Here is a 25,863-nt window from a genome sequence, read left to right as displayed (position 1 = left end):
CGCGGTGACGCCCGCCCGCTGGCGGTGCGTCAACCGGGCGGCGGCAGCACGACCGTGTCCTCGGGCCCGAGCACGCGGCCGTCCTGCGCGCGAAGCTCCAGTTTCCTGACGGGCAAGCCGGTCTTGCGGTCGACGAGAAGCACGTGCGCCTCGTCCGGTTCGAAGAAGAAATCCTCGCCCCACTGCCGCAGCGCGACGAGCAGCGGAAACAGGCCTCGCCCCTTTTCGGTCAGTACGTATTCGTGATGTGCGCCGCCGTCCGCGGCCGGCACCATGTCCATGATTCCGTGCGCGACGAGGTTGCGCAAACGCGCAGCGAGGATGTTCTTCGCCAGGCCGAGATTTTTCTGGAATTCGCCGAAACGGCGCAGCCCGTCGAATGCGTCGCGGACGATCAGCAGCGACCACCAGTCGCCAATCGCATCCAGCGGGCGGGCAACGCCGCAAAGGGAATCTTCGTGGGTGGTTCGTCTGGTCATCGATGGAAGTCGAACGGCGGATGGTGCCATGGGCAATGAAGGTTTCAATATAAAACCAACAATACTGAAAATCAATCGCCGTGCGTCCATTGTTCGAGGAGCACGAACGAAACCGGGTTCCTCATCGGAATTGGTTAGTCGGGGTTAGTCGGCTCATTCATTTCGATGCCAAAAATTGCCGAATTTCAGATTTTTCTTACCTGAAGTCATCCCGTCGTCGAGGCGTTCGATCGTGTCCTGATCATTCATTCAGTTGCAATTTGAAACCTCATGTCCTACGCTCCAAATGGTTTCAACATGAAACCACTGTCCACGACCACACGAAGGAAGCGTTCGATGATTTCATCCGATGCCACGTTCGACGGCACCTTTCCATTCGCTCCGCACTTCAGCGACGCGCCCGGTTTCCGGATGCACTACGTGGATGAAGGCCCGCGCGACGGCGAAACGGTTCTGTGCCTGCACGGCGAACCCACCTGGGGTTACCTGTTCCGCCACCTGATCGCGGCACTGAGCCCGACGCATCGCATCGTCGTGCCCGACCACATGGGATTCGGCAAAAGCGCGACGCCGCAGGATCGCAACTACGGGTTGCAGGACCATATCGACAACCTGGAGCGCTTCGTTCTCGCGCTCGACCTCGAGCGCTTGACGCTCGTGATGCACGACTTCGGCGGCCCGGTCGGCATGGGGCTCGCCGCGCGGCACCCTGACCGGATCCGGCGCATCGTGTCGGCGAACGGGCCGACGCCGTTCGGCCAGCCCGATCTGGTCGAGCGCGTGACCGCGAACGGTCGCGACGCACCGTGGTTCCAGTGGATCGTGCGCGCGGCAACGGACGGCTCGCTCGAAACCGTGCTCGGCCAGCTCGGCTTCAATATCCTGAGCACGCTGAAGCTGAACGGCTTCGAGAATCACGCGATCGTCACCGAGACATGGATTGCCGCGTACGGCGCGCCGTTCGCGCGGCCGGCCGATTGCCTGGGCGCAATCGGATGGGCGCGCGGATTTGCCGACGGCACGCACCGGTTCGAGGAGCCCGATGCGGCAGCGGTACGCGCGATACGCGACAAGCCCGCGCTCGCGATCTGGGGAGACGCCGATCGCACCCTCGGCGCCGAGCACTTCCTGCCGCTGTTCACTGCGCTGTTTCCGTCGGCGCCCATCGAGCGGCTGGCCGGCGTCGGGCACTATTGCTTCGAGGATGCGCCCGATGCAGTGACCGACCGGATCGCCGGATTCATCCGCGCCACCGCCTGAGCGCGTTGCACCGCGCGTCCGAGCCATCCGACGCGGCTGCCCGGCCGGCACCGGACTGCATGCCGGCCGCGGAACCGCGTGCGCGACCGCTTTCGCGCACGCGTCACTCACCCGATACTCGCCGTCACCGAATGATCCGCGTGACCCCGCGCCCACGCGGATCGGCCATCGCCTCCGGCGTCCTGCCGTCGATCTTGATCACCTGGATGTCGCCGCTGAAGTCCTGCCCCGTCAGCGTGTAGCCGCGGGCCTCGATCTGCTTCGCGAGCTCGCCTTCGATCGGGTGGTACGGCTCCCAGAAAATCGTGTTCGGCGGCAGCAGCTGATGGTGGAAACGCATCGCGCCGACAGCCTCCTTCAACGGCATCCTGAAGTCGTAGATGTTGTTGATCACCTGGAAGATCGACGTGAAGATCCGCGAGCCGCCCGGCGTGCCGATCACGAGCGACACCTTGCCGTCCTTCGTCATGATCGTCGGCGACATCGACGACAGCGGACGCTTCTTCGGCTCGATCGCGTTCGCGTCGCTGCCGACCACGCCGAACATGTTCGCGACACCCGGCTTCGCGGAGAAGTCGTCCATCTCGTCGTTCAGCACGATCCCGGTGCCGTCGGCGACCACCCCCGAACCGAAATAGCCGTTGATCGTGTACGTGTTCGACACCGCGTTGCCCCACTTGTCGACGACCGAGAAGTGCGTCGTCTCCGCTTTCTCCGGCATCGACGTGCCGAGGCCCGGCTGCACGCTCTTGGTGTCGGCGATCTGCGTCGGGCTCACTTCGGCTGCGCGCCTCGCGATGTACGCGTCATCGGTCAGCTGCGCGACCGGCACCTTGTAAAAGTCGGGGTCGCCGAGATACTGCGCGCGATCCGCGAATACGCGCTTCTCGATTTCGGCGACGAGGTGGATGTATTGCGGCGAGTTGAGCTTCACGCCCTCGAAGTCCTGCTTGAGGTCCGCCTTCATCTTCAGCAGCTGCACGAGGCCGATGCCGCCCGAGCTCGGCGGCGGCGCGGTGATCACGTCATAGCCGTTCCACTTCGCCTGCACCGGCTGGCGCCACACCGCGCGGTATTGCGCGAGATCCTCGGTGGTAATCAGCCCGTTGCCGTCGCCGGTCTTCATCGACGCGGCGATCAGCTGCGCCGTCTTGCCCTTGTAGAAGCCGTTCGCGCCGTCGTTCGCGATGCGCGTGAGCACGTCGGCGAGATCGGGCTGCTTGAAGTTCGTGCCGGCCTTCATCGACGCGAAGTACTTGTCGAAGTTGGTCTTGCCGCCGAACTCCTTCGACGCGTCGACGCCGCGCTGCGCCAGCTGCTCGTCGACGACGAAGCCGTCGCGCGCATAGTGGATCGCCGGCGCGAGCACCTGCTTCCACTTCAGCTTGCCGAAACGCTTCTGCGCTTCCCACATGCCGGCGACCGTACCCGGCACGCCGGCCGCGCGCGGGCCGTACAGGCTCATGCCCTTGACGACGTTGCCGTCCTTGTCGAGATACATGTCCTTCGTCGCGGCGAGCGGCGCGCGCTCGCGATAGTCGATGAAATACGGCTTGCCGTCCTTGTAGATCGTCATGAAGCCACCGCCGCCGATGTTGCCGGCTTCAGGGTACGTGACGGCGAGCGTGAACGCGATCGCGACGGCCGCGTCGATCGCGTTGCCGCCTTCCTTGAAGATCCGCTCCGCGGCGTCCGCGCTGTACTTGTCGGCCACCGCGACCGCCGAGCTCGTCAGGACCGCCGGCTGCGGCCCTTTCGCGTAGGCCGGCGTGTTCGGCAGGAAGCCGATGCCGGCCATCGTCGCGAGCACGACGGCGGATGATTTGAAGCGATTCAGCGTAGTCATTGCATGTCCCCCATGTAGGTCTCCGGCGGGCTGGAAATAGCCCCTGATCCGCTTATAGCCGCTGGCGCACGGTCAGCCCTATGCCGGTTTCGTAGTGAATCGGGGAATGCGGCCGGAAAACTCGCCGCACACTACGAATTGCCGTGGATCGTGTGCGGTCGGTCACACGGCGGAGCAAAAAATGAGCCGGCGGATCAGTCGAAATGGCATGCGGCGGATTCGCAGCGCACCCGCGCGATCGGAAATCACGGCACGCGCCGCTTGCGCGGCTCCGGCACATGTAAAAAAATGCGATCGAACCGCCCGTTGAGCAGGCCGATCTGAGAAGATAGCGCCCCGCTTTCGCGCCCGATCGTTCGCGCTCGTCCGCGGCCGCTTCACGCTTCTTCGTCTCGTTTCCTATGGCATCACACAATGCGCATCACGCGTCCGGCTTCGCGGCCGGCGTCGCCGCCGCCGTCCTCGTCGCGCAAACCGGCGCGACCGGCCCCTGGCACGCGGGCCTGCTCGCCGCGTTCGCGGCCGGCGTCGCGGGCGGCACCGCGCCCGACTGGCTCGAAGTCGCGTGGTGGACCCGCAAGCGCCGCTTGTGGATCACGCACCGCACCATCACGCACTGGGGCATCGGCTGGATCGCGCTGCTTGCGCTGGGCTGGCACGGGCTCACGCATCATCCGCATCCGCTGTGGGCCGCGCCGCTGTTCGGCTTCGCGTGCGGCGGCGTGATGCACCTGCTCGCCGACTGGCCGAATCCGCTCGGCGTGCCGTGGATCTGGCGGCGCCATTCGCTGAACCTGTGGAACAGCGGACATTGCGACCTGATCGTCGTGGCCGCCGCCTGGGGCGGCACGCTGTGGCTCGCGCAATCGCTGTGGACGCGCTCGCCGTTCCTCGAACACTGGCTCGGCTGGCTGCATCGCGTGTAGTGACACGTCGTAGCGCATAGTCGCGCGCCGATACATGTCGTCACGCCTCGTGCTACGCACCCGCCCGGCGCGCGTCGAACCCGACTTCCTTCTCTCCTCGATCCGGCACCCGCGAACGAGCGGGTGCCGTTGCGCACGCACGCCCGTTGAAATGCCGGCGCCGCGCCTCATCTGAATCTCCGGCGCGCGGTCCCCCGCGCGCGCGGTGCCCGGCACGCGCACGCGACGTCTGGCACACTGACGATTCGCGCGCGGCCGCCCGCGCGCTCGCACCCCATTTCAACGCTCCGATGGACGTCACAGCCACCCGCCCCGCCCACGCGCTCGACGTGTTCCACCCGGCCGTCGCCGCGTGGTTCCGCCGCACGTTTGCCGCGCCGACCGGCGCGCAGGCACTCGCATGGCCGCACATCAAGGCCGGCCGGTCGACGCTCGTCGCCGCACCGACCGGCTCCGGCAAAACGCTCACCGCGTTCCTGTGCGCGCTCGACGACCTCGTGCGCGATGCGCTCGCGCACGACGGCGCGCTGCCCGACGCGACGCTCGTCGTCTATGTGTCGCCGCTGAAGGCGCTGTCGAACGACATCCACGTGAACCTCGACGCGCCGCTCGCCGGCATCGCCGACTCGCTCGCGCAGCTCGGCCTGCCGGTGCCGGCGATCCGCACCGCCGTGCGCACCGGCGACACCACGCAGGCCGAACGCGCGGCGCTGCGCAAGCGCGCGCCGCACATCCTCGTGACGACGCCCGAGTCGCTGTACGTGCTGCTGTCGTCCACGTCGGGGCGGCAGATGCTGTCGAACGTGCGTTCGGTGATCGTCGACGAGATCCACGCGCTTGCGTCGTCCAAGCGCGGCAGCCATCTCACGTTGTCGCTTGAACGCCTCGACGCGTTGACGGGCCGCGCGTTGCCGCGCATCGGGTTGTCAGCCACGCAGAAACCGATCGACGCGGTCGCGCGCTTCCTGGTCGGCGGCCCGGCCGATGCGCCGCGCGAATGCACGATCGTCGACACCGGTCACACGCGCGAACGCGACCTCGCGCTCGAACTGCCGAACGTGCCGCTCGAGCCGGTGATGGCGACCGACGTGTGGGAACAGGTGTACGACCGGATCGCCGCGCTTGCCGCCGCGCATCGCACGACGCTCGTGTTCGTGAACACGCGGCGCACCGCGGAACGCATGGCGCGCCATCTCGCCGACCGTCTCGGCAAGGACGCGATCGCCGCCCACCACGGCAGTCTCGCGAAGGAGCATCGCTTCGACGCCGAACAGCGGCTCAAGCGCGGCGAGCTGAAGCTGCTCGTCGCGACCGCGTCGCTCGAACTCGGCATCGACATCGGCGACGTCGATCTCGTGTGCCAGGTCGGTTCGCCGCGCGGGATCGCACCGTTCCTGCAGCGCGTCGGCCGCTCGGGGCACCATGTCGGCGGCGTGCCGAAGGGCCGCCTGTTCCCGCTGTCGCGCGACGAGCTGGTCGAATGCGCGGCGCTGCTCGATTGCGTGCAACGCGGCGAGCTCGACGCGTTGCGGATTCCCAAGGCACCGCTCGACGTGCTCGCGCAGCAGATCGTCGCCGAAGTCGCCTGCGCGGAATGGCAGGAGGACGCGCTGTACGCGAGCTTCACGCGCGCGGCGCCCTACGCGCGCCTGTCGCGCGAACGCTTCGACGACGTGATGAAGATGCTCGCCGAAGGCTTCACGAGCCGCCGCGGCGTGCGCGGTGCGTACCTGCATCGCGACGTGGTCGGCGGCACGGTGCGCGGGCGCCGCAACGCGATGATGACCGCGACGACGTCGGGCGGCACGATTCCCGACATGGCCGACTACGCGGTGCTGCTCGAACCGCAGGGTATCCAGGTCGGCACCGTCAACGAGGATTTCGCGGTCGAGAGCCTCGCGGGCGACGTGTTCCAGCTCGGCAATCAGTCTTACCGGATCATTCGCGTGGAAACCGGCCGTGTTCGCGTCGAGGACGCGCAAGGTCAAGCGCCGGGCATTCCGTTCTGGCTCGGCGAGGGGCTCGGGCGCAGCGACGAGCTGTCGGCGGCGGTCGGCCGGCTGCGGGCGCGGCTCGATGGGCTGTTCGCCGAAGGCGACCGGCACACGGCGGCGGCCGAACCGAAGCGCGCAGGCGGCGACACGGCCGGCAAGTCGGGCACGCGCGGCAAAACCAGGAAGGCGGCCGAAGCCGACACCGCGACCGATTCGCGAAGCGATCCCGCCGGCACCGCGATCGCCCCGCCCGCAAGCCGCCTTGCGCCGGCGCTGCGCTGGCTCGTCGACGATCTCCGCCTGTCGCCCGATGCGGCCCGCCAGATCGCCGACTACCTCGCGCGCACGCGCGCGGCGCTCGGCGCCCTGCCGACGCAGGACACGCTCGTGATGGAGCGCTTCTTCGACGAATCGGGCGGCACGCAGCTGGTGATCCATTCGCCGTTCGGTAGCCGTATCAACCGCGCGTGGGGGCTCGCGCTGCGCAAGCGCTTCTGCCGCACGTTCAACTTCGAGCTGCAGGCCGCCGCGACCGACGACGCGATCATTCTTTCGCTGTCGCTCGCGCACAGCTTCGCGCTCGACGAAGTGTGGCGCTACCTGCGCTCGGCGAGCGCCGAGCACGTGCTGGTGCAGGCGCTGCTCGACGCGCCGATGTTCGGCGTGCGCTGGCGCTGGAACGCGACGACCTCGCTCGCGCTGCCGCGCTTCACCGGCGGCCGGCGCACCGCGCCGCAACTGCAGCGGATGAAGAGCGACGACCTGCTCGCGACCGTGTTCCCCGACCAGGTCGCATGCGTCGAGAACGTCGTCGGCGAACGCGAGATCCCGCACCATCCGCTCGTCGACCAGACGCTCGACGATTGCCTGCACGACGCGATGGATACCGACGGCTGGCTCGCGCTGCTGCGCCGGATCGAAAGCGGTGCGATCGAACTGATCGCGCGCGACCTGCCCGCGCCGTCGCCGCTCGCGGCCGAGATCCTGAACGCGAAGCCCTATGCATTCCTCGACGACGCGCCGCTCGAGGAGCGCCGCACGCAGGCCGTGCAGTCGCGCCGCTGGAGTGATCCCGAATCGGCCGACGATCTGGGGGCGCTCGACGCCGATGCCATCGATGCGGTGCGCGACGAAGCGTGGCCGCTCGTACGCGATGCCGACGAAATGCACGACGCCCTGCTCACGCTCGCGTGCGTCGCCGACGGCGAAGCGCACGCGCACGAAGGCTGGCCCGAACGGCTCGCGGAACTGGCCGAGCGCCGTCGTGCGACGCAACTCGTCACGCCGGACGGCGCCGTGCTGTGGGTGCCGGTCGAACGGCTGGTCTGCATGCGCGCGCTGCATCCCGACGCACGCGTCGCGCCTGCGCTGAAGGTGCCGGCCGCTTGCGCGCAACCCTGGGAAGCCGATGCCGCGCTCGTCGACGTGATCCGCGCGCGGCTCACCGGCTTCGGGCCATCGACGCTCGACGCCATCGCGCAGCCGCTTGGCCTGCCGTCCGCGGCGATCGCGACCGCGCTCGCCGCACTGGAGCGCGAAGGCTACGTGATGCATGGCCGCTTCACGCCGGGCGCCACGACCGACGAATGGTGCGAACGCCACCTGCTCGCGCGCATTCATCGCTACACGGTCAAGCGGCTGCGCCGCGAGATCGAGCCGGTCGAGCGCGCCGATTTCATGCGCTTCCTGTTCCACTGGCAGCACCTGACGCCCGACACGCGCGGCACGGGCCGCGACGCGCTCGCGGCCGTCGTCGAGCAGCTCGAAGGCTACGAAGCCGCGGCGAGCGCATGGGAAGACGCGCTGCTGCCCGCGCGCCTGACCGACTACACGGCCGGCGGCCTCGACGAGCTGTGCCGCTCGGGCAAACTCGTGTGGACCCGCATCGGCGCGCCGGCGCGCGCGGCCGGCACGCCCGTGAAAACGACGCCGGTCGTGCTGCTGCCGCGCCGCCACCTCGGCGCATGGCAGGCGCTGCGCGATCCGGACGCGCAGCCGGCGCTGTCGGCGCGTGCGACGCAGGTGCGCGATGCACTTGCCGCACACGGCGCGATGTTCTTCGACGCGCTGCTCGACGAACTGCACATGCTGCCGGTCGAACTCGAGCAGGCGCTCGGCGAACTCGTGTCGGCCGGCCTCGTGAATGCGGACAGCTTCGCCGGGTTGCGCGCGCTGTTGAAGCCCGCGGTCAAGCGCAGCGCGACCTATGCGCCGCGCACGCGGCGCGGTGGCGCGCTGATCGGCGGGATGGACGACGCCGGCCGCTGGGCGCTCGTGCAACGCATGTCGGCGCCTGACGATGCGCCAACCCCGGCACCGAAGCGCGGTGCGCCCGCGACCGATCCCGATGCGCTCGAACACATCGCGTGGACGCTGCTGCGCCGCTATGGCGTGGTGTTCTGGCGGCTGCTCGAACGCGAAGCCGACTGGCTGCCGAGCTGGCGCGAACTCGTGCGGGTGCTGCAACGTCTCGAAGCGCGCGGCGAGATTCGCGGCGGCCGCTTCGTCGCGGGGCTCGCGGGCGAGCAGTTCGCGCTGCCGGAAGCGATCCCGGTCCTGCGCGAGCTGCGTCGTCAACCGGGCGATGGCCAGTACGTGTGCGTGACGGGCGCCGATCCGCTGAACCTTGCCGGCACGCTGTTGCCCGGCGACAAGGTGCCCGCGCTGGCCGGCAATCGCGTGCTGTTCCGCGACGGCGTGCCGGTCGCGTCGCTCGTGGCGGGCACGTTCCATTACGCGCCCGAGCTGTCGCCCGTCGCGCGCGAGGATGCGCGCCTGCGGCTCGCACGCCGCCACTGACTCCTGACATCGGCTGACACACGGCACATCGCGGACTACTGAACGCCGCGCGGCAGCACCGCGTACGTTCGGGTAGCATCGAACGATTCATTGCGCGCCCGAGCGTGCCCATAACGAGCCTTCAGGAGACTGCCTTTCATGCCCTCGCATGCCGATTCGCCCGCCGTTCATCACGCGGGCTCGCTGACGATTTTCCAGGGCGCCGCGCTGTATATCGGCGCGGTGCTCGGCACCGGCGTCATTGCGTTGCCCGCGCTCGCGGCCGAGGTTGCAGGCCCTGCATCGCTGCTGGCGTGGGCCGCGCTCGTCGTGCTGTCGGGGCCGCTTGCCGCCACCTTCGCCGCACTCGGCGCGCGCTATCCGGACGCGGGCGGCGTATCGACCTACGCGCGACGCGCATTCGGGCCGAAGGCCGCGGCAATCGTCGGCTGGTGTTTCTATTTCGCGGTGCCGGCCGGCGCGCCGGCCGCCGCGATGTTCGGCGGCGCGTACGTCGCCGCCGTCACGGGCGGCGGACACGTCACGGTGATCGTCACGGCTGCCGCGCTGATCGCCACGGTGTCGGCCGCGAATGCGTTCGGCGTCACGGTGTCGGGCCGCATGCAGCTCGTGCTGTCGGCGCTGCTCGTCACGCTGCTGCTGGCCGCCGTGCTCGCGTCCGCGCCGCATGCGAGCACGGTGAACCTGCATCCGTTCGCGCCGCATGGCTGGCTCGCGGTCGGCCAGGCTGCCGCACTGCTCGTGTGGAGCTTCGCGGGCTGGGAAGCGATCACGCACCTCGCGGCAGAGTTCCGCCGGCCCGCGCACGACATGCCGCGCTCGGCCGGGATCGCGGTCGTGGTCGTCGGCTTTCTGTATCTGTCGGTCGCGGCCGCGAGCGTCACGGTGCTCGGGCCTTCGGCCGGCGCGTCGGGTGCGCCGCTCGCGGAACTCATCGCGGGCGGCATCGGCGGTCACGCGCAGGTGCTGGCGGCAGCGGCCGCGCTGCTGCTCACGCTCGGCACGATGAATGCGTATTTCGCGGGCGCGGCGAAGCTCGGCGCAGCGCTCGGGCGCGACGGCGCACTGCCTGCGTGGCTCGCACAAGGCAGCCAGGTCGGCGGCGTGCCGCGCCGAAGTCTTGGCGTGATCGCGGTGCTGGCCGTCGTCGCGCTGGCCGCGACGACGCTCTCGGACGTCGGTCCGAAGCCGCTCGTGCTCGTCACGTCCGGATGCTTCGTGATGGTGTACGGACTCGGCGCGGCGGCCGCGCTGAAACTGCTGCCACGCGGCGGCATCGCATATCGCTGCGCGTGGATTTCGCTGGTCGCCGTCGCCGGGCTGTTCCTGACGACGGGGTGGTTCATCTTGTGCCCGCTGCTGCTTGCGGGCGGTGCGCTGCTTTATCTGCGGATGGCCGGGCGACGCACGTGAACGCGTGCCGGCGCCCGTGTGCGGACGAGCAAACGTGCGCTCGCCGCGCTGCGCCGGCACACCGCGAACCGGCCGCGCACCGCTGCGCCGCGGGCGTCAGGCCGGCACCAGTTCGAAGCTGAGCCGCTTGCCGAGTGCGGTGGCCGCGCTCGCGAGCGTCGCGAGCGTGAGGCTCGTGTCGGTTTCGTCGAGCAGCCGGTTGAGCGCGGCGCGGCTGGTCTTCATCCGCGCGGCCATCGCGGTCTTCGTGATGTGCTGCGCCTTCATTTCCTGGCCGATCTGCCACGCGATCACGCGCTTGATCGCGGTGGCGGTGGCCGCTTCGAGATGGCCTTCGTCCTCGAGGAAGCTGTCGAAATCGCTGCCGATATGCGGGTTGTTCGTGGTCGTCATGGGTACTCCAGTGCATGGCGTGGCCGGCCGGCACATCGCCGATCGCATGTGCCGGCGCAGCCGGAGGAATTCAGATGGCGCGCGTCAGCGCTTTCAGCCGCGCGACGGTCACGTCGAGATCGTCGGACGGCGTGGCCTGCGACTGCTTGAAGAACGCGTGCAGCAGCACCATCGTGTCGCCGACGACCGTGAACAGCACGCGCGCGCTTCGCTGCGGCAACATCACGCGGATTTCCCACAGATCCTGCGACATCTTCCGGACCAGCGGCATGCCGAGCGGCCAGCCGAGTTGAACGGTCTTGATCTCTTCGCCGATCACCCTGCGCTCGACCTGCCCGAGCGCCTTGAGCCATTCGCGCACCGGCTCGTTGCCACGCGCGGTGCGGAAGAACCGCACGTCGAGCGTGATCTGAATCTGCTGTCTCGCCATCGTCGTGTCATCGAGTGTATCAAAAACGGTACGATACGCCAAGCACGACGACACCCGCTACTGACCGAATGGCTAACGAATGACGGTGAAAGAGCGGCAGCCGGACGTCATCCGTCCACGCCCCGCCCGGCGTCTCGACGCTGGCGGCGAGCCGGCTTGCGCGCGCCACGGGGGGCGCGATGGGCGTGCGCATCGCCGAACCGCGCCTGCGCGATGTCGCGCACGGCGTCGATCAGCGTCCGGGCGACGGGAGACGGTTGCGCATCGGTGCGCAGCACGAGTCCGACCGGCTCGTCGGTGCCCGCGGACGGGAGCGGCAGCCGCGCGAGCGCGCCGGCCGACAAGTCGTATTCGGCCGCATAGAGCGGCACGAACCAGACTGCGTCGTTCTCGAGCGTGAGCGCACGCGCGACCGACACCGACAGCACCTCGATGAACGAATCCAGCGGCGGCGCGCCGCACGCGCCGAGCAGCTGCTCGGCCGACTGGCGGATCAGCGTGCCGAACGGGGGCAGCACGACCGGATAGCGCGCGAGCTCGGCGGCCGGCGCGGCACTCGCCAGCAGCGGATGGCCGGCGCGCACGACCGCGACGAGCGGTTCGTTGTACAGCTGCTCGAACGCGAGCCCGATCATCCGTTCCGGCTCCGACAGGCGCCCGATCGCGCATTCGATCGCCCCTGCCTTCAGACGCTCCAGCAGCTCGGTATTGGCAGCCGTCGCGATCCGCACCACGATGCGCGGCCAGCGTGCGGTCAACGCCTTCATCAGCGCGGGCGCGAGCGATGCCGCGACCGTCGGCAGCATGCCGATTTCGAGCGTCGCCGCAGCCGCGCCGCCTTCGCGCGCGAGCAGCCCGACACCCTGCCGCAGCGCCAGCACGCACGCGTTCGCGTGCGGGATGAACAGTTGGGCTTCGCGGGTCGGCTGCGCGCCGTGCCGCCCGCGTTCGAACAATTTCACGCCGAGGATCGACTCCAGTTCGGCGATCGTCTTCGACACGGCCGGCTGCGTGATCGACAGGCTTTCGGCCGCCTTCTGCACGCCGCCCAACTGCGCGACCGCGAGAAAACACTGCAGGTGCCGGAATTTGACGCGGCCGTCGGCGATACGGTTATTCATAACGGGCGGTTATGCGAATGGTGATATCACGCCATTTTGCATAACTTTCCGGAAAGGCCCAAGCATTCGGCGCGGCGCCACGCATGACGCCGCAGCGCATGGAATCCGGTCGCCGGGCAGCAGCGCGATCACGCCGCCTGTCCGGCGGATTTTCATGAGCGCCGCCAAACATAACGAACAGTTATGCGATTCGCGAAAAAAGGTCATTTTGCATAACTTTCCGGATTGGCTAAAGTCTTGCCATCCACTTCGCGAAATACCTGACAGGAGACGCCCGATGGATTCCCCCACGATCCTCACGCCGCGCGACTGGCCGTCGCATCCCGCGTATATCCACCCCGAGTACCGTTCGTCGGTCAAGCGCGGCCCGACCCGCCCGCTGATCCCGCTGAAGGAAAAGCTGCGCGACCAGTACGTGCCCGTCTACGGCACCGACGATCTCGGCGCGCTCGACCACGACCTGACGAAGAACGCCGTGAAGAACGGCGAACCGCTCGGCGAGCGCATCGTCGTCACCGGCCGCGTGCTCGACGAAGGCGGCAAGCCCGTGCGCAACACGCTCGTCGAGGTATGGCAGGCGAACGCGGCCGGCCGCTACGTGCACAAGGTCGACCAGCACGACGCGCCGCTCGACCCGAACTTCCTCGGCGCAGGCCGCTGCATGACCGACGCCGAAGGCCGCTACCGCTTCCTGACGATCAAGCCCGGCGCGTATCCGTGGGGCAACCATCCGAACGCATGGCGCCCGAATCACATCCACTTCTCGCTGTTCGGCGACTACTTCGGCTCGCGCCTCGTCACGCAGATGTACTTCCCCGGCGATCCGCTGCTCGCGTACGACCCGATCTTCCAGGGCACGCCGGAAGCGGCGCGTGACCGCCTGATCTCGCGCTTCTCGATGGACATCACCGAAGAAGGCTATGCGCTCGGCTACGAATTCGACATCGTGCTGCGCGGCCGCGACGCCACCCCGATGGAGCGCTGAACCATGACGACGCTGAAGCAAACCCCTTCGCAGACGGTCGGCCCGTACTTCGCGTACGGCCTGTGCCCGCAGCAATACGACTACGACCTGAAGAGCCTGTTCACGCCGGCGATCGCCACGCCCGACGCCGAAGGCGAGCACGTGCTGCTGGTCGGACAGGTGTTCGACGGCGACGGCAACGTCGTCAGCGACGCGGTGCTCGAATTCACGCAGGTGGACGGCGCGGGCCGCTATCCCGCGTCGCGCGACGACATCGCGAAGTCCGGCTTCACGGGCTTCGCACGCGTCGGCACGGGCACCGATGCGCAGCACCGCTTCGTTGTCCAGACGGTCAAGCCGGGCCGCGCGGCCGCCGACGAAGCGCCGCACATCAACGTGACGGTGATGATGCGCGGGATCCTGACGCACGCGTTCACCCGCGTGTATTTCGACGACGAAGCCGCGGCGAACGCGGCCGATCCGGTGCTGAACCTCGTGCCGGCCGAACGCCGCGCAACGCTCGTCGCGAAGCGCGACGCGCAACCGGGCCGGCCCGTCGTGTACCGCTTCGATATCCGCATGCAGGGGCCGGACGAGACCGTGTTCTTCGACGTGTGACGCGCGAGCCGGCGCACGCCGGCTGCCCGCACCGAACCGCCGTGTGGCGCGATACCGACAGGCATCGCGTCGTGCGGCGGTTTTCGCTTTGGGGCCCCCACATTCGATGCCGTGCCGCAGCACGCCCGATCGGGACGGCCGACGCCCTTGGTTGACTGCTCCCGCCTCCGGCATCACACGCGCGATTGAAACGCATGCTGCGACAGCACATGAATCGTCGGGCCCGCACGATATCGTTTGCGCGTTACACGGCGTATGCTTTGCTATCCGCCCGACACCGACTGGATTGAATCGGAACAGGCAACAATTTCACCCGCAATGCGCGAACACTGCCCCGCTGCCTGAGCGCGCATTTTTTCTGACCGAGTGCCTTCAAGCGCGTCTGACCGAAACCTGGCAGACGCGTTTTTTTCGTCCGCGACCGGAGCACGCCGCCGCACTCGCTGCAGCCTCCGTTCCGGCTAGCGGCGAACCTCCAGATACCGGCTCGGCGTTTCGCCGAGGATGCGGCGAAACGCCGACGTAAAGGCGCTCGCGCTCGCATAGCCCAGATCGAACGCGACCCGCGTCACCGGCTGCCCGTCGCTCAGGCGGGTAATCGCCGCCAGCATGCAGACCTGCTGACGCCAGGCGGCGAAACTCACGCCGGTCTGCGCGCGGAACAGCCGCGTAAACGTGCGCCGGCTCACGCCCGCGTCGGTCGCCACCTGGTCGAGATCGGCCGCGATCGACGGCGACGCGAACAGATGCCTGCAGATCTTCGCGAGGCGCGCGTCGGCCGGCAGCGGCGCGTGCAGCGACAGCCGCGGCATCGTCGCGATTTCCGCGACCAGCAGCGCCATCAGCTTGCCCGCCCGGCCGTCGACGTCGTACATCGCCGGCAGGTCGATCGCATCGTCGATCAGTTGCCGCAGGAGCGGCGACACGCCGTACACGCCGCACTGGTCCGGCAGCCCCGCGGCCTCGGCCGTGTCGTCCGACACGAACGTGTTGAGCATCGTGACCGGCCCGGTCATCGTCATTTCGTGCCGCACGCCGGCCGGCACCCAGCACGCGCGCTGCGGCGGCACCAGCCAGCGGCCGTGCGGCGTCGACACGCTGATCGTGCCGCGCGACGCGAACGCGAACTGCCCGCGCCGGTGTGCGTGCTCCGGAAACGTCGTGCCCGCCGCGTAGTCGTTGGCGGTCACCACGACGCTACGGGGAATGTCTTCGTAGGGATCCAGCAGCGTATTTCTCAAGGCCCGAATTCCATCATGAATGACCCGATATCGAAGGCGGGTCACCTTCGATCGGTCTACGATCCGCTCCACGCTTGCGCGGCCGGATGGCCGCAAGACCCGACGGCCGCATCGACCGGATAGCGACTTCTTCGGAGCGGAGATGCCCAATACGTTTCATCGCGTGGGGGACGGCCCCCACCCTGTTCTCGTGCTGCACGGCTGGTTCGGCGACGCGCGTGCGTTCGAGCCCGTCGAGACGTGGCTGTCGCACGAACGCTTCACCTATGTGTTCATGGACTACCGCGGCTACGGCGGCATGCGCGGCGCGCACGGCGCGTACTCGATCGCCGAAATCGCCGCCGACACGCTCGCCCTCGCCGACGCGCTCGGCTGGCGCACGTTCAGCCTCGTCGGCCACTCGATGGGCGGCATGGCGATCGAGAAGGTCGCCGCCACGGCGCCCGACCGGGTGCGCGCGCTGGTGCCGATCGCGCCGGTGCCGTGCGGCGGCCTGCCGTTCGACGCCGCGCGACGCGCGCTATTCGAACGCGCCGCCGACCACCTCGCCGATCGCCGCGCCATCATCGATCGCAGCACCGGCGGCCGGTTGCCCGCCGCCTGGGTCGAGTGGAAAGCCGCGTATTCGGCATCCTGTTCGTCGCCGCACGCGTTCGGCGCGTACTTCCGCGCGTGGGCCGACACGGATTTCAGCGACGACATCACGGGCCACCATCCGGTGAAGGTGCTGATCGGCGAGCACGACCCGGCGTTCGACGCGGCGCTGATGGCGCGCACCTATCTGCGGCGCTATCCGCGCGCAACCGTCGACGTGCTGCGCAATGCCGGTCATTACCCGATGAACGAAACCCCGCTCGCGCTGGTCGCCGCGATGGAAGCATTCCTGCTCGACACGGCGGCAGACCGCGCGCCCGGTACGTGACGCGCCGCGCATCGGCGCCATCCGGTCGGCACGCATCACCGCAGCATGAACGACATGGCCGACAGGCTGTTCAGCGTGCGCACCACGTGCTCGACCGACGGCCCGTCGAAGCGCAGCGTCACCGCATCGACCCGCTCGAGCGACGGCTGCACGCAGAACAGATCGGCGAGCGCGGCCGTCTGCACGCGCAGCGTGCAAGCGGCCGGCGCGGGCCGGTGCGCTGTCGCGCGCCAGCCGGACGACAGCGCATGCGCGACCGTTTCGCGTGCGGCGGTCGCGATGCGCGCGCAGGACGCGGCCGGCGTGAGCGTGTCGCCGCTCGATGCACCGCCGGCCGTCTTGACCGTCTCGAAACGCGCGTCCGGAAACAGCGGCCGGGTTTCCTCGGCGAATACGTCGTCGCCCGACGCCAGCGCGACGTGCGCGCCGTATTCGCGCGCCAGCGCGCCGTACAGCCCGGCTTCGCCGAGTTCGACGCCGTTCAGCCACACCTGCGTGAACGCGAAGCTGTTGATGGTGTGTGCAAGCACGCCGCGCGTCTGCGACTTCGCATGAAAGCCGATCATGAACACGAGGTCGGGCTGCTGCTCGAGGCCCGCCATCATCCCGAGCATGCGCGGCTTGCCGAGCACGACGCGGGCGCGGGCATCGAGCCCGTCGGGCAACAGATTGCGGAAGCCGCCGTGCGAATCGTTGACCCAGACGGCCTTCGCGCCGCCGGCGAACGCGCCTTCGATCGCCGCGTTCGCCTCGGCGGTCATCCAGCGGCGCGCGCGTTCGTATTCCGGATTGCCGGCACGCGTCTGCTCGAGGGCGAACACACCGGCGACACCCTCGATGTCGGTCGAGATCAGAATCTTCATGAATGGCTCGGACGTCCTTCGTTGCCTGCGTTGAATAACCGTTCGAGATCCGGCACCGCATCGCGCAGCGATTGCCGTACGTGGCCGTCGCGGCCGGTCACGGTCACGGCCTGCAGCAGCGCGTCGGCGATCGCGTGCTCGACGCTTTCGGCCGCGGCCATGAACAGCGGGTCGAGCGCCGCATCGGCCACGAGGGCCGGCAGCGCGACGGTCGACGCATCGTGCGCGATCGTGTACGCGGTGGAAAAGGCGAGCGCGATGTCGCCGCTGCCATGTCCGTAGACCGAGCCGGTGCGGGCGAGCCCCGCGCCCGCGCGGCGCGCGAGCCGCGACAGTTGCCGCGCGTCGAGCGGCGCATCGGTCGCGAGCAGCAGGATGATCGAGCCTTGCTCGGGCGGCGCCGCGTGCGTCGGCTGAGCGTCGGCGGCGGCACGCCGCTGCGCGACGATCCGTCCGACCGGCACGCCGCCGAGCGTCAGCATCGGCAGCCGGCCGAAATTCGCGAGCACCAGCGCGCCGACCGTATACGGCCTGCCGGCCGCGACGGCCACGCGCGACGCGGAGCCGATCCCGCCCTTCAGGTCGAAACACGACATCCCGCGCCCGGCGCCTGCCGCGCCACGTGCGAAATCTCGCGCCGCGGTATTGCAGGCTTCGTCGTAATGCGCGGCCGTCACCGCGAACGCCTGGATGTCGTTCAGATAGCCGTCGTTGCACTCGAACACGAGCGGGTTGACGGTCGGCCAGTCGCGGCCGATTTGCGGGTTCTCCCCGACCGCCGCGCGAATCTGCGCCTGCGCCACCGCGCCGACGCCGAACGTGTTGGTCAGCGCGATCGGCGTTTCGAGCGTGCCCAGTTCGTCGACCTGCACGAGCCCGACGCTCTTGCCGAAGCCGTTGATCACGGCCGCGCCGGCCGGCACCTTGCTGCGGTACAGGTCGCCCGGGTGCGGCTTCACGACGGTGACGCCCGTCTGCACGTCGCCCGCATCGAGCGTCGCATGGCCGACCGTCACGCCCGGCACGTCGGCGATCGTGCCGCGCGGCCCGACCGGCAGCGTCGCGGCCCACATGGGCACGGCTCGCATCAGCGCCGCTCCAGCTTCGGGTCGAGCGCGTCGCGCAGCCCGTCGCCGAGCAGGTTGAACGCGAGCACGGTCAGGAAGATCGCGAGGCTCGGGAAGATCGCGACGTGCGGCGCGGTCACCATGTCCGCGCGCGCCTCGTTGAGCATCGCGCCCCACTCCGGCGTCGGCGGCTGCGCGCCGAGCCCGAGGAACGACAGGCTCGCGGCCGTGATGATCGACGTGCCGATCCGCATCGTGAAGTAGACGACGACCGACGACACGGTGCCCGGCAGGATGTGCCGCATGATGATCGTCCAGTCGGACGCGCCGATGCTGCGCGCGGCTTCCACGTAGGTCATGTGCTTGAGCATCAGCGTGTTGCCGCGCACGAGCCGCGCGAACGCCGGAATACTGAAGATCGCGACCGCGCAGATCACGTTGACCATCCCGTTGCCGAGGATCGCGACCACGCCGATCGCGAGCAGGATCCCCGGGAACGCGAACAGCACGTCGGCCACGCGCATCGTGATGCGGTCCCACCAGCCTTCGTAGTAGCCGGCGAGCAGCCCGAAGAACGTGCCGATGAGCGCGCCGAGCGCGACCGAGAAGAAACCGGCCGCGAGCGAGATGCGCGTACCGGTCACGATCCGGCTGAAGATGTCGCGGCCGAGCGAGTCGACGCCGAACCAGTGCACGGCCGACGGCCCCGCATTCAGCGCGTCGTAGTCGAAATAATTCTCCGGATCGAACGGCACGATGTGCGGGCCGACGAAGGCCAGCACGACGAGCGCGAGCACGAAGCCGCCGGCGACCAGCGCGACGGTCTGCTTGCGGAACTTGCGCCAGAATTCACGCCACGGCGTGCGGATCGTGTTCGATGCGGCCGGTGCCGCGGGCTGGACAGTCGCGTTCATGCTGGCCTCACGCTCACTTGAACCGGATGGTCGGGTTGATGACCGCGTACAACACATCGACGGTCAGGTTGATCAGGATGAATTCGAGCGAGAACAGCAGCACGATCGCCTGGATCACCGGGTAGTCGCGCATCGTGACCGCATCGACCAGCAGGCGCCCGAGCCCCGGCCAGTTGAACACGGCCTCGACGACGATCGAGCCGCCGAGCAGGAAGCCGAACTGCAGCCCCATCATCGTGACGACCGGGATCATCGCATTGCGCAGGCAGTGCTTGAGCACCACCAGCGGCTCGTGCACGCCCTTCGCGCGCGCGGTGCGCACGTAGTCCTCGTTGAGCACCTCGACGAACGACGCGCGCGTGAAGCGCGCCATCACGGCCGCGACCGCGGCGCCGAGCGTCAGCGACGGCAGCACGTAGCTCTTCCACGTGCCGTCCGGCACGACCGGCAGCCAGCCGAGCTTCACCGAAAAGATCTCCATCAGCAGCATGCCGAGCGCGAACGCCGGAAACGAGATGCCCGACACCGCGATCGTCATCCCGAGGCGGTCGGGCCAGCGGTTGCGCCATACCGCCGACGCGATCCCGATCGCCATCCCGAACGCCGTCGCCCACACCATGCTGACGAGCGTGAGCAGCAGCGTCGGCATGAAGCGCTCGCCGATCTCGGTCGACACCGGCCGCTTGCTGCGCGTCGACGTGCCGAAATCGCCGTGCGCGATCTTCACGAAGAAGTTCGCGAACTGCGCGGGCAGCGGCCGGTCGAGCCCGAGATCGGCACGCACCAGCGCGACCGTCGCGTCGTCGGCTTCCGGGCCGGCCGCGAGCCGCGCCGGGTCGCCCGGCAGCAGGTGCACGAACAGGAACACCAGCACCGCGACGATCGCGAGCGTGGGCAGCAGGCCGAACAGGCGTTTGACGAGAAAATTCAGCATGGGACACCGATCGAATCAGCGCGCCGGCAGCTTGCGCCGCCGGCGCCGGACAGCAGGCGAGCTGCCGTCATTTCACCGAGATTTCGTCGAAGTTGAACGAACCGTCCGGCATCACGTACATGCCGTGCAGGCGCTTGCTGCGCGCGTAGACGATCTTCTCCTGCACCAGGAAGATCCACGGCGCGTCGGCCCACACCAGCTTCTGCGCGTCGGCGTACAGCGCGGCCTTCTTCGCGTTGTCGGTCGTCTCGAGCGCCTTCGCGAGATCGTCGTCGACGGCACCGTTCTTGTAGTACGCGGTGTTGTAGAGCTTCGGCGGCGCCGACGTGGACGCGAGCAGCGGCGACAGCGCCCAGTTCGCCTCGCCCGTCGAGGCCGACCAGCCGCTGTAGTACATCCGCACCGGCGCCGCCGCCGCATCCTGCGCGCTCTCGACCTTCGCGACCCGCTCGCCGGCCTCGAGTGCCTGCACCTGCACCTTCACGCCGACCTGCGCGAGCTGCTGCTGGACGAACTGGATCAGCTTCTGCGCCGTCGAATGGTTGTACGCGGACCAGAGCGTCGACTCGAAGCCGTTCGGATAACCGGCCTCCTTCAGCAGCGCGCGCGCCTTCGCCGGATCGTACGGCCAGGGCCCGAGCTTGGTCGCGTATTCGACGCCGACCGGGGCGACGCCCGTCTGCGGGGTCGCGTAGCCGGCGAACACGACCTTCGCGAGCGCCTCCTTGTTGACCGCGTAGTTCAGCGCTTCACGCACCTTCGGATTGTCGAACGGCTTCTTCTGCGTGTTCAGCGAGATGTAGCGCTGGATGATCGACGGCCGCTCGATCAGCTCGACCTTCGGATTGCTCTTCAGGTCGGCCGCCTGCTCGAACGGAATCGTGAACGCGAAATCCGCCTCGCCGGTCTTGAGCAGCGCGGCGCGCGTGTTGTTGTCGACCACCGGCTTCCAGTCGATCGAATCGACCTTCGGATAGCCCTTCTTCCAGTAGCCGGCAAACTTCTTCACCTTCATGTCGTCGGTCTGCTTCCATTCGACGAACTCGAACGGGCCCGTGCCGACCGGATGCAGCGACACGTCGCGCCCCCACTTCTTCAGCGCGGCCGGCGAGATCATCACCGCCGACGGGTGCGCGAGCGTGTTGATGAACGCGGAGAACGGCTCGCGCAACGTGAAGCGCACCGTCATCGGATCGACCACCTCGGTCTTCTCGATCACGCGGAACAGCCCGTAGCGCTTCAGCTTGTTCGCCGGATCGGTCACGCGGTCGAAGTTCGCCTTCACCGCGTCGGCGTTGAAGTCGGTGCCGTCGTGGAACTTCACGCCCGGGCGCAGCTTGACCGTGTAGACCTTCGCATCGGGCGACGCCTGGTAGCTCGTCGCGAGCACGTTCACGAGCTTCATGTCCTTGTCGAAGCCGAACAGCCCTTCGTAGAACGACTTCACGACGGCCTGCGACACCGTGTCGTTCGCGTCGTACGGATCCATCGTCGTGAACGTCGAGTACACGGCGACCACGACGTTCTGCTGCGCGAACGCGGGCGCGGCGACCGACAGCGCGAGCGCGCCTGCCCCCGCGGCGAACAGCGCGCGCGGGCGGAACATCGGGAACGAATGCGGCTTGTTCATTTTGTCTGGCTCCTGTGGATGATTCGGTAACGCGTGGTGGAAATCGCGGCGCGACTGCATCCGCTCCGGGAAGTGACGCCGTTGCCTGGCGCGTGCGCAGCTACGGTCCATATGCGCCTCGCCGCGCGATCAATACGCGCCGCCGACGCGATGCGTCGCGACGTAGTGATCGGGGCCGACCGCGACGAGCGGTGCGACGATCGGCTCGTCGCCGACCGCGCGGATCGGGCTCGGAATCTCGTCCGCCGCGAGCTGGCGCGGCGCATGCCGGCGTGCCGGGTCGGCCACCGGCACCGCGCTCATCAGCTTCCTCGTGTACGGATGCTGCGGCGCCTCGAACACCGCGCGGCGCGGGCCGATCTCGACGATCTGGCCGAGATACATCACCGCGACCCGATGGCTGACGCGCTCGACGACGGCCATGTCGTGCGAGATGAACAGATACGCGACGCCGAGCTCGCGCTGCAGGTCGAGCATCAGGTTCACGATCTGCGCCTGCACCGACACGTCGAGCGCGGACACCGATTCGTCGGCGATCACGACCTTCGGATTCAGCGCGAGCGCGCGCGCGATGGCGATCCGCTGGCGCTGGCCGCCCGAGAATTCGTGCGGATAGCGGCGCGCGGCCTCCGGCGGCAGGCCGACCTTGTCGAGCAGCCAGTCGACGCGCGCCTGCGCTTCGCGGCCGCTCGCGACACCGTGCACGAGCAGCGGCTCCATGATCGAGAAACCGACCGTCAGGCGCGGGTTCAGCGACGCGAACGGATCCTGGAAGATGAACTGGATGTTCCGGCGCAGCGCCTGCAGGTCCTGGCCCTTCAGCGCGCTGATGTCGCGGCCGTCGAATTCGATCGAGCCGCTCTGCGATTCGACGAGGCGCAGCAGCGAGCGGCCGGTGGTCGACTTGCCGCAGCCCGATTCGCCGACGAGCGCCAGCGTCTCGCCCGCGCGCAGCTCGAAGCTCACGCGCTCGACCGCATGCACGTATTGCGACACGCGGCCGAACACGCCGCTCTTCACCGGAAACCGCGTGACGAGATCGCGCACGCGCAGGATCGGCGGCGCGGCCGGATCGACGCGCGGCTGCCCGGCGGCGGGGACCGCGGCGGCATCGTTCGTATCCGCCGCATCGGCCGCATCATTCGCGTCGTTCGCGGCAGGCGCCGGTGCGGCCGCGCTCGCGCCGTCCACCTTCAGCAGGGGAAATTTCTCGGGGATATCGGTGCCGTGCATCGAGCCGAGCCGCGGCACGGCCGCGAGCAGCGCACGCGTGTAGCGATGCGCGGGCGTCGCGAAAATGCGCTCGGACTCGCCCTCCTCGACCTTCTCGCCGCGATACATCACCAGCACGCGATCGGCCACTTCGGCCACCACGCCCATGTCGTGCGTGATGAAGATCACGCCCATGTTCATTTCGTCCTGCAGGCCGCGGATCAGTTGCAGGATCTGCGCCTGGATCGTCACGTCGAGCGCGGTCGTCGGTTCGTCGGCGATCAGCAGCGCGGGCCGGCACGACAGCGCCATCGCGATCATCACGCGCTGCCGCATCCCGCCGGACAACTGGTGCGGATAGCGCGCGAACACGCGGCGCGCCTCCGGAATGCGCACGAGATCGAGCAGCCGCAACGCTTCCGCGCGCGCTTCGGTCGCGCTCTTCGACTGGTGCAGCGCGATCGCCTCGCTGATCTGGTCGCCGACCGTAAACACCGGGTTCAGCGACGTCATCGGCTCCTGGAAGATCATCGCGATGTCCGCGCCGCGGATCCCGCGCATCGTCGCCGCACTCGCCTGCGCGAGGTCGACGAGCGCGCCGCCGCGGCGCCGCAACGCGATCCGGCCGCTCGTGATCTCGCCGCCGCCGTGCTCGACGAGCCGCATCAGCGCGAGCGACGTGACCGACTTGCCGGAGCCCGATTCGCCGACGATCGCGAGCGTCTCGCCGCGATCGACGTGAAACGACACGTTGCGCACCGCGTCGAACGTCGCGTTCTCTCGTCGGAACATCACCGACAGGTCGTCGACGGCGACCACGCGCTGTTCCGGCAGCACCAGCGCGGACGGGGTTCGGCTCGAAGTCATGCGAAGGTCTCCTCGTACGATCCGGAATCAGGCCGCGTCGTCGCGATAGATGCCGACCACGGGCGTCTCGCCGACGCGCGCGTAGCCGCGATACATCCCTTCCGTGTTGAACGGCATCGCGACGTTGCCGTGCGCGTCGACCGCGACGATCCCGCCGCGCCCGGCCAGGCGCGGCAGCTTGTTCATCACGACGTCGTGCGCGGCGTCGGCAAGCGACGCGCCGCGATAGGCCATCTGCGCGGCCACGTCGTGCGCGGTCGCGAGCCGGATGAACATCTCGCCGGTGCCCGTCGCGGAGACCGCGCAGGTCGCGTCGTCCGCGTAGCAGCCGGCACCGATGATCGGCGAATCGCCGACGCGTCCGGGCTGCTTGTTGGTGATGCCGCCGGTCGACGTCGCCGCCGCGATATGGCCACGCAGGTCGCACGCGACCGCGCCGACCGTGCCGTGCTTGCGGTCGGGATCGAGCGGCTCGGCCGGCTGCCCGGCGCCGAACGCGAAGGTCGCCGCGTCGTGGTCGAGCATCATGCCGGCCGCCTCGCGCGCCTTGAGCCACTGCGCACGACGCGCTTCCGTGTCGAAGTAGCCGGGCTCGGCGAGTTCGAGGCCCTGTGCGGCCGCGAACGCATCGGCGCCCGCGCCCGCGAACAGCACGTGCTCGCTCGCCTCCATCACGCGCCGCGCGGCGAGGACCGGATTGCGCACGCGGGTCGCGCAGCAGATCGCGCCGGCCGCGAGCGTCGTGCCGTCCATCACCGCCGCGTCGAGCTCGTGCTTGCCTTCGGCCGTATAGACGGCTCCGCGCCCGGCGTTGAACAACGGACAGTCCTCGAGCATCCGCACCGCGACGGTGACGGCGTCGAGCGCGCTGCCGCCGTCGGCGAGCACCTTCTGCGCGGCCTGCAGGATCGCGGTGAGCTCGGCGCGGTACCGGTGTTCGGTGTCGGTGTCCATCGCCTCGCGCAGGATCGTGCCTGCACCGCCATGAATCGCGACGATCGCGGGTGAAGTCATGATTTTTTCGGACCGGAAGAAGAAGGGTTGGCGGCCGGCAGCGCCGCTTGCGGCTGGACCAGCCACGGCAACAGGAATTCGGTCATTTCGGCGGCGGACTTCGCGGAGCGGTGCGTGCGCAGCGCGACCGCGTCGATCAGCGCCTCGATCATCGTCAGCACGGCCGCTTCCGACGTGGCCGCGAAACGCCGCTCGGCCTTCACGTACAGGTTCAGCGACGCGATCGGTGCCAGCGGCGAACCGGGCCCGTCGGAAATGCCGAGCACGCGCGCGCCGCGCGCCGCCGCGCGGCGGGCCAGCTCGATCGTGTCCTTCACGTAGCGCGGAAACGCAAGCGCGATCACGAGATCGCGCGAGTCGGCCGTGTACAGGCGCCGCGCCGCATGCGACGGGCCGCCGAGCAGCGCGAGCGACTGCACGTTGTCGTGACACACCGACAGGCCATGTTCCATCAGCCCGGCCAGAAACGCGCTCGAACCGGCGCCGAGGATCAGCACGCGCCGCGCGCCGACGATCGCCTCGACGGCCGCTTCGACGTCGGCCGCATCCAGCTGCGCGCGCGTGTTCTCGATGTTCGTGACGGCCTGGTCGAACACCGCGTCGATCCACGCGGCGCCGCGCACGCCCTGCTCCTGCTCTTGTTCCTGCGCGGAACGCAGCCGTTCGACCGGGCCGAGCGTCGCCTCGAAGCCGCGCACGAGCGCCGCGCGCATCGCCGGATAACCGTCGAAGCCGAGCGCCTTCGCGAAGCGGTTCGCAGTCGCGATCGATGCATTCACGGCCTGCGCCAGCTCGTCGATCCGCATCGTCGCCGCGCGGAACGGATTCGCGAGCACGAACTCGCCCATCCGGCGGTGGATCGGCGTCATCCGCGGCATGGCCGAGGCGATGCGCTCCGCGATCGCGGATTCCTCGTGACTGACATCGTGCGGTACGAGCGGCGTCATGCGAATGGT

General features: G+C 68.8%; 21 protein-coding genes. 7 read left to right on the top strand and 14 right to left on the bottom strand.

Annotated features, from left to right (window positions below; translation table 11 throughout):
• Positions 1-29: 29 nt before the first annotated feature.
• Entirely contained in the window at positions 30-479 is a 450-nt protein-coding gene (locus tag U4Z31_RS20030) for a winged helix-turn-helix transcriptional regulator (protein ID WP_124665981.1), read from the bottom strand.
• A 336-nt stretch (positions 480-815) separates the two neighbouring features.
• Between U4Z31_RS20030 and U4Z31_RS20025 the strand changes: the two genes are divergently transcribed.
• Entirely contained in the window at positions 816-1,739 is a 924-nt protein-coding gene (locus U4Z31_RS20025; RefSeq protein ID WP_321811187.1) for an alpha/beta fold hydrolase, read from the top strand.
• A 124-nt stretch (positions 1,740-1,863) separates the two neighbouring features.
• Here U4Z31_RS20025 and ggt read toward each other — a convergent pair whose 3' ends face one another.
• Positions 1,864-3,585: a gamma-glutamyltransferase gene (ggt, locus tag U4Z31_RS20020; RefSeq protein WP_321811186.1), complete on the bottom strand. Its 1,722-nt coding sequence runs from the start codon at positions 3,583-3,585 to the stop codon at positions 1,864-1,866.
• A gap of 401 nt (positions 3,586-3,986) precedes the next feature.
• On the opposite strand from ggt, the gene U4Z31_RS20015 reads away from it, so the two are divergent.
• The 3 genes from U4Z31_RS20015 (at position 3,987) to U4Z31_RS20005 (ending at position 10,717) form a co-directional block, all read left to right on the top strand.
• A complete protein-coding gene (locus U4Z31_RS20015; RefSeq protein ID WP_321811185.1) occupies positions 3,987-4,511 on the top strand; it encodes a metal-dependent hydrolase in 525 nt (174 codons plus the stop codon).
• Positions 4,512-4,801: 290 nt separating this feature from the next.
• Positions 4,802-9,304, top strand: coding sequence for a DEAD/DEAH box helicase (locus tag U4Z31_RS20010; protein ID WP_321811184.1), 4,503 nt, complete (start codon positions 4,802-4,804; stop codon positions 9,302-9,304).
• 138 nt (positions 9,305-9,442) lie between these two features.
• Positions 9,443-10,717, top strand: a complete 1,275-nt coding sequence (locus U4Z31_RS20005) for an APC family permease (RefSeq protein ID WP_124484993.1) — start codon at positions 9,443-9,445, stop codon at positions 10,715-10,717.
• Positions 10,718-10,813: 96 nt separating this feature from the next.
• On the opposite strand, the gene U4Z31_RS20000 is transcribed toward U4Z31_RS20005, so the two are convergent.
• The 3 genes from U4Z31_RS20000 to pcaQ form a co-directional block, all read right to left on the bottom strand.
• Positions 10,814-11,110: an XRE family transcriptional regulator gene (locus U4Z31_RS20000; protein WP_044842919.1), complete on the bottom strand. Its 297-nt coding sequence runs from the start codon at positions 11,108-11,110 to the stop codon at positions 10,814-10,816.
• A 70-nt stretch (positions 11,111-11,180) separates the two neighbouring features.
• A complete protein-coding gene (locus U4Z31_RS19995) occupies positions 11,181-11,540 on the bottom strand; it encodes a type II toxin-antitoxin system RelE/ParE family toxin (protein WP_321811183.1) in 360 nt (119 codons plus the stop codon).
• A gap of 107 nt (positions 11,541-11,647) precedes the next feature.
• Complete coding sequence (pcaQ, locus tag U4Z31_RS19990) at positions 11,648-12,661, bottom strand: pca operon transcription factor PcaQ (protein ID WP_321811182.1); 1,014 nt, start codon at positions 12,659-12,661, stop codon at positions 11,648-11,650.
• A gap of 277 nt (positions 12,662-12,938) precedes the next feature.
• Between pcaQ and pcaH the strand changes: the two genes are divergently transcribed.
• Together pcaH and pcaG are read left to right on the top strand one after the other, a co-directional pair.
• Positions 12,939-13,646 carry a protocatechuate 3,4-dioxygenase subunit beta gene (pcaH, locus tag U4Z31_RS19985; protein WP_124484995.1) on the top strand — a complete coding sequence of 236 codons (708 nt, stop codon included), beginning with the start codon at positions 12,939-12,941 and terminating at the stop codon, positions 13,644-13,646.
• A 3-nt stretch (positions 13,647-13,649) separates the two neighbouring features.
• The gene (gene pcaG / locus U4Z31_RS19980; RefSeq protein WP_044842915.1) at positions 13,650-14,243 is read left to right on the top strand and encodes a protocatechuate 3,4-dioxygenase subunit alpha; all 594 of its coding nucleotides are present in this window, start codon (positions 13,650-13,652) and stop codon (positions 14,241-14,243) included.
• A 461-nt stretch (positions 14,244-14,704) separates the two neighbouring features.
• Here the strand turns inward: pcaG and U4Z31_RS19975 are convergent, their stop codons facing one another.
• Entirely contained in the window at positions 14,705-15,484 is a 780-nt protein-coding gene (locus tag U4Z31_RS19975; RefSeq protein ID WP_044842914.1) for an AraC family transcriptional regulator, read from the bottom strand.
• Between the two features lie 142 nt (positions 15,485-15,626).
• Between U4Z31_RS19975 and U4Z31_RS19970 the strand changes: the two genes are divergently transcribed.
• Complete coding sequence (locus U4Z31_RS19970) at positions 15,627-16,406, top strand: alpha/beta hydrolase (RefSeq protein ID WP_321811181.1); 780 nt, start codon at positions 15,627-15,629, stop codon at positions 16,404-16,406.
• 35 nt (positions 16,407-16,441) lie between these two features.
• On the opposite strand, the gene U4Z31_RS19965 is transcribed toward U4Z31_RS19970, so the two are convergent.
• From U4Z31_RS19965 to U4Z31_RS19930, 8 genes are all read right to left on the bottom strand, one after another.
• A complete protein-coding gene (locus tag U4Z31_RS19965; RefSeq protein WP_321811180.1) occupies positions 16,442-17,269 on the bottom strand; it encodes a M55 family metallopeptidase in 828 nt (275 codons plus the stop codon).
• Positions 17,266-18,357 carry a P1 family peptidase gene (locus U4Z31_RS19960; protein WP_321811179.1) on the bottom strand — a complete coding sequence of 364 codons (1,092 nt, stop codon included), beginning with the start codon at positions 18,355-18,357 and terminating at the stop codon, positions 17,266-17,268. Before U4Z31_RS19960 ends, U4Z31_RS19965 begins: the two co-directional genes overlap by 4 nt.
• Positions 18,357-19,250 (bottom strand): glutathione ABC transporter permease GsiD, encoded by an 894-nt coding sequence (gene gsiD / locus U4Z31_RS19955; RefSeq protein ID WP_044842910.1) that lies wholly within the window; start codon positions 19,248-19,250, stop codon positions 18,357-18,359. Before gsiD ends, U4Z31_RS19960 begins: the two co-directional genes overlap by 1 nt.
• Positions 19,251-19,263: 13 nt before the next feature.
• Positions 19,264-20,184 carry a glutathione ABC transporter permease GsiC gene (gene gsiC / locus U4Z31_RS19950; protein WP_044842909.1) on the bottom strand — a complete coding sequence of 307 codons (921 nt, stop codon included), beginning with the start codon at positions 20,182-20,184 and terminating at the stop codon, positions 19,264-19,266.
• 67 nt (positions 20,185-20,251) lie between these two features.
• On the bottom strand, positions 20,252-21,814 hold the full coding sequence (gene gsiB / locus U4Z31_RS19945) for a glutathione ABC transporter substrate-binding protein GsiB (RefSeq protein ID WP_321811178.1): 1,563 nt from the start codon (positions 21,812-21,814) through the stop codon (positions 20,252-20,254).
• Between the two features lie 129 nt (positions 21,815-21,943).
• The gene (locus U4Z31_RS19940) at positions 21,944-23,893 is read right to left on the bottom strand and encodes a dipeptide ABC transporter ATP-binding protein (protein ID WP_321811177.1); all 1,950 of its coding nucleotides are present in this window, start codon (positions 23,891-23,893) and stop codon (positions 21,944-21,946) included.
• 27 nt (positions 23,894-23,920) lie between these two features.
• Complete coding sequence (locus U4Z31_RS19935) at positions 23,921-24,907, bottom strand: isoaspartyl peptidase/L-asparaginase (protein ID WP_321811176.1); 987 nt, start codon at positions 24,905-24,907, stop codon at positions 23,921-23,923.
• Positions 24,904-25,854 (bottom strand): MurR/RpiR family transcriptional regulator, encoded by a 951-nt coding sequence (locus tag U4Z31_RS19930; protein ID WP_321811175.1) that lies wholly within the window; start codon positions 25,852-25,854, stop codon positions 24,904-24,906. The genes U4Z31_RS19935 and U4Z31_RS19930 overlap by 4 nt, the downstream gene beginning before the upstream one ends.
• Between the last annotated feature and the right edge of the window lie 9 nt (positions 25,855-25,863).

It is taken from the genome of Burkholderia sp. BCC1985 (assembly GCF_905339915.1).
Lineage (GTDB): Bacteria > Pseudomonadota > Gammaproteobacteria > Burkholderiales > Burkholderiaceae > Burkholderia.
The sequence above is the reverse complement of the archived record's forward strand: the minus strand, read 5'-3'. Positions and strand labels throughout refer to the sequence as shown.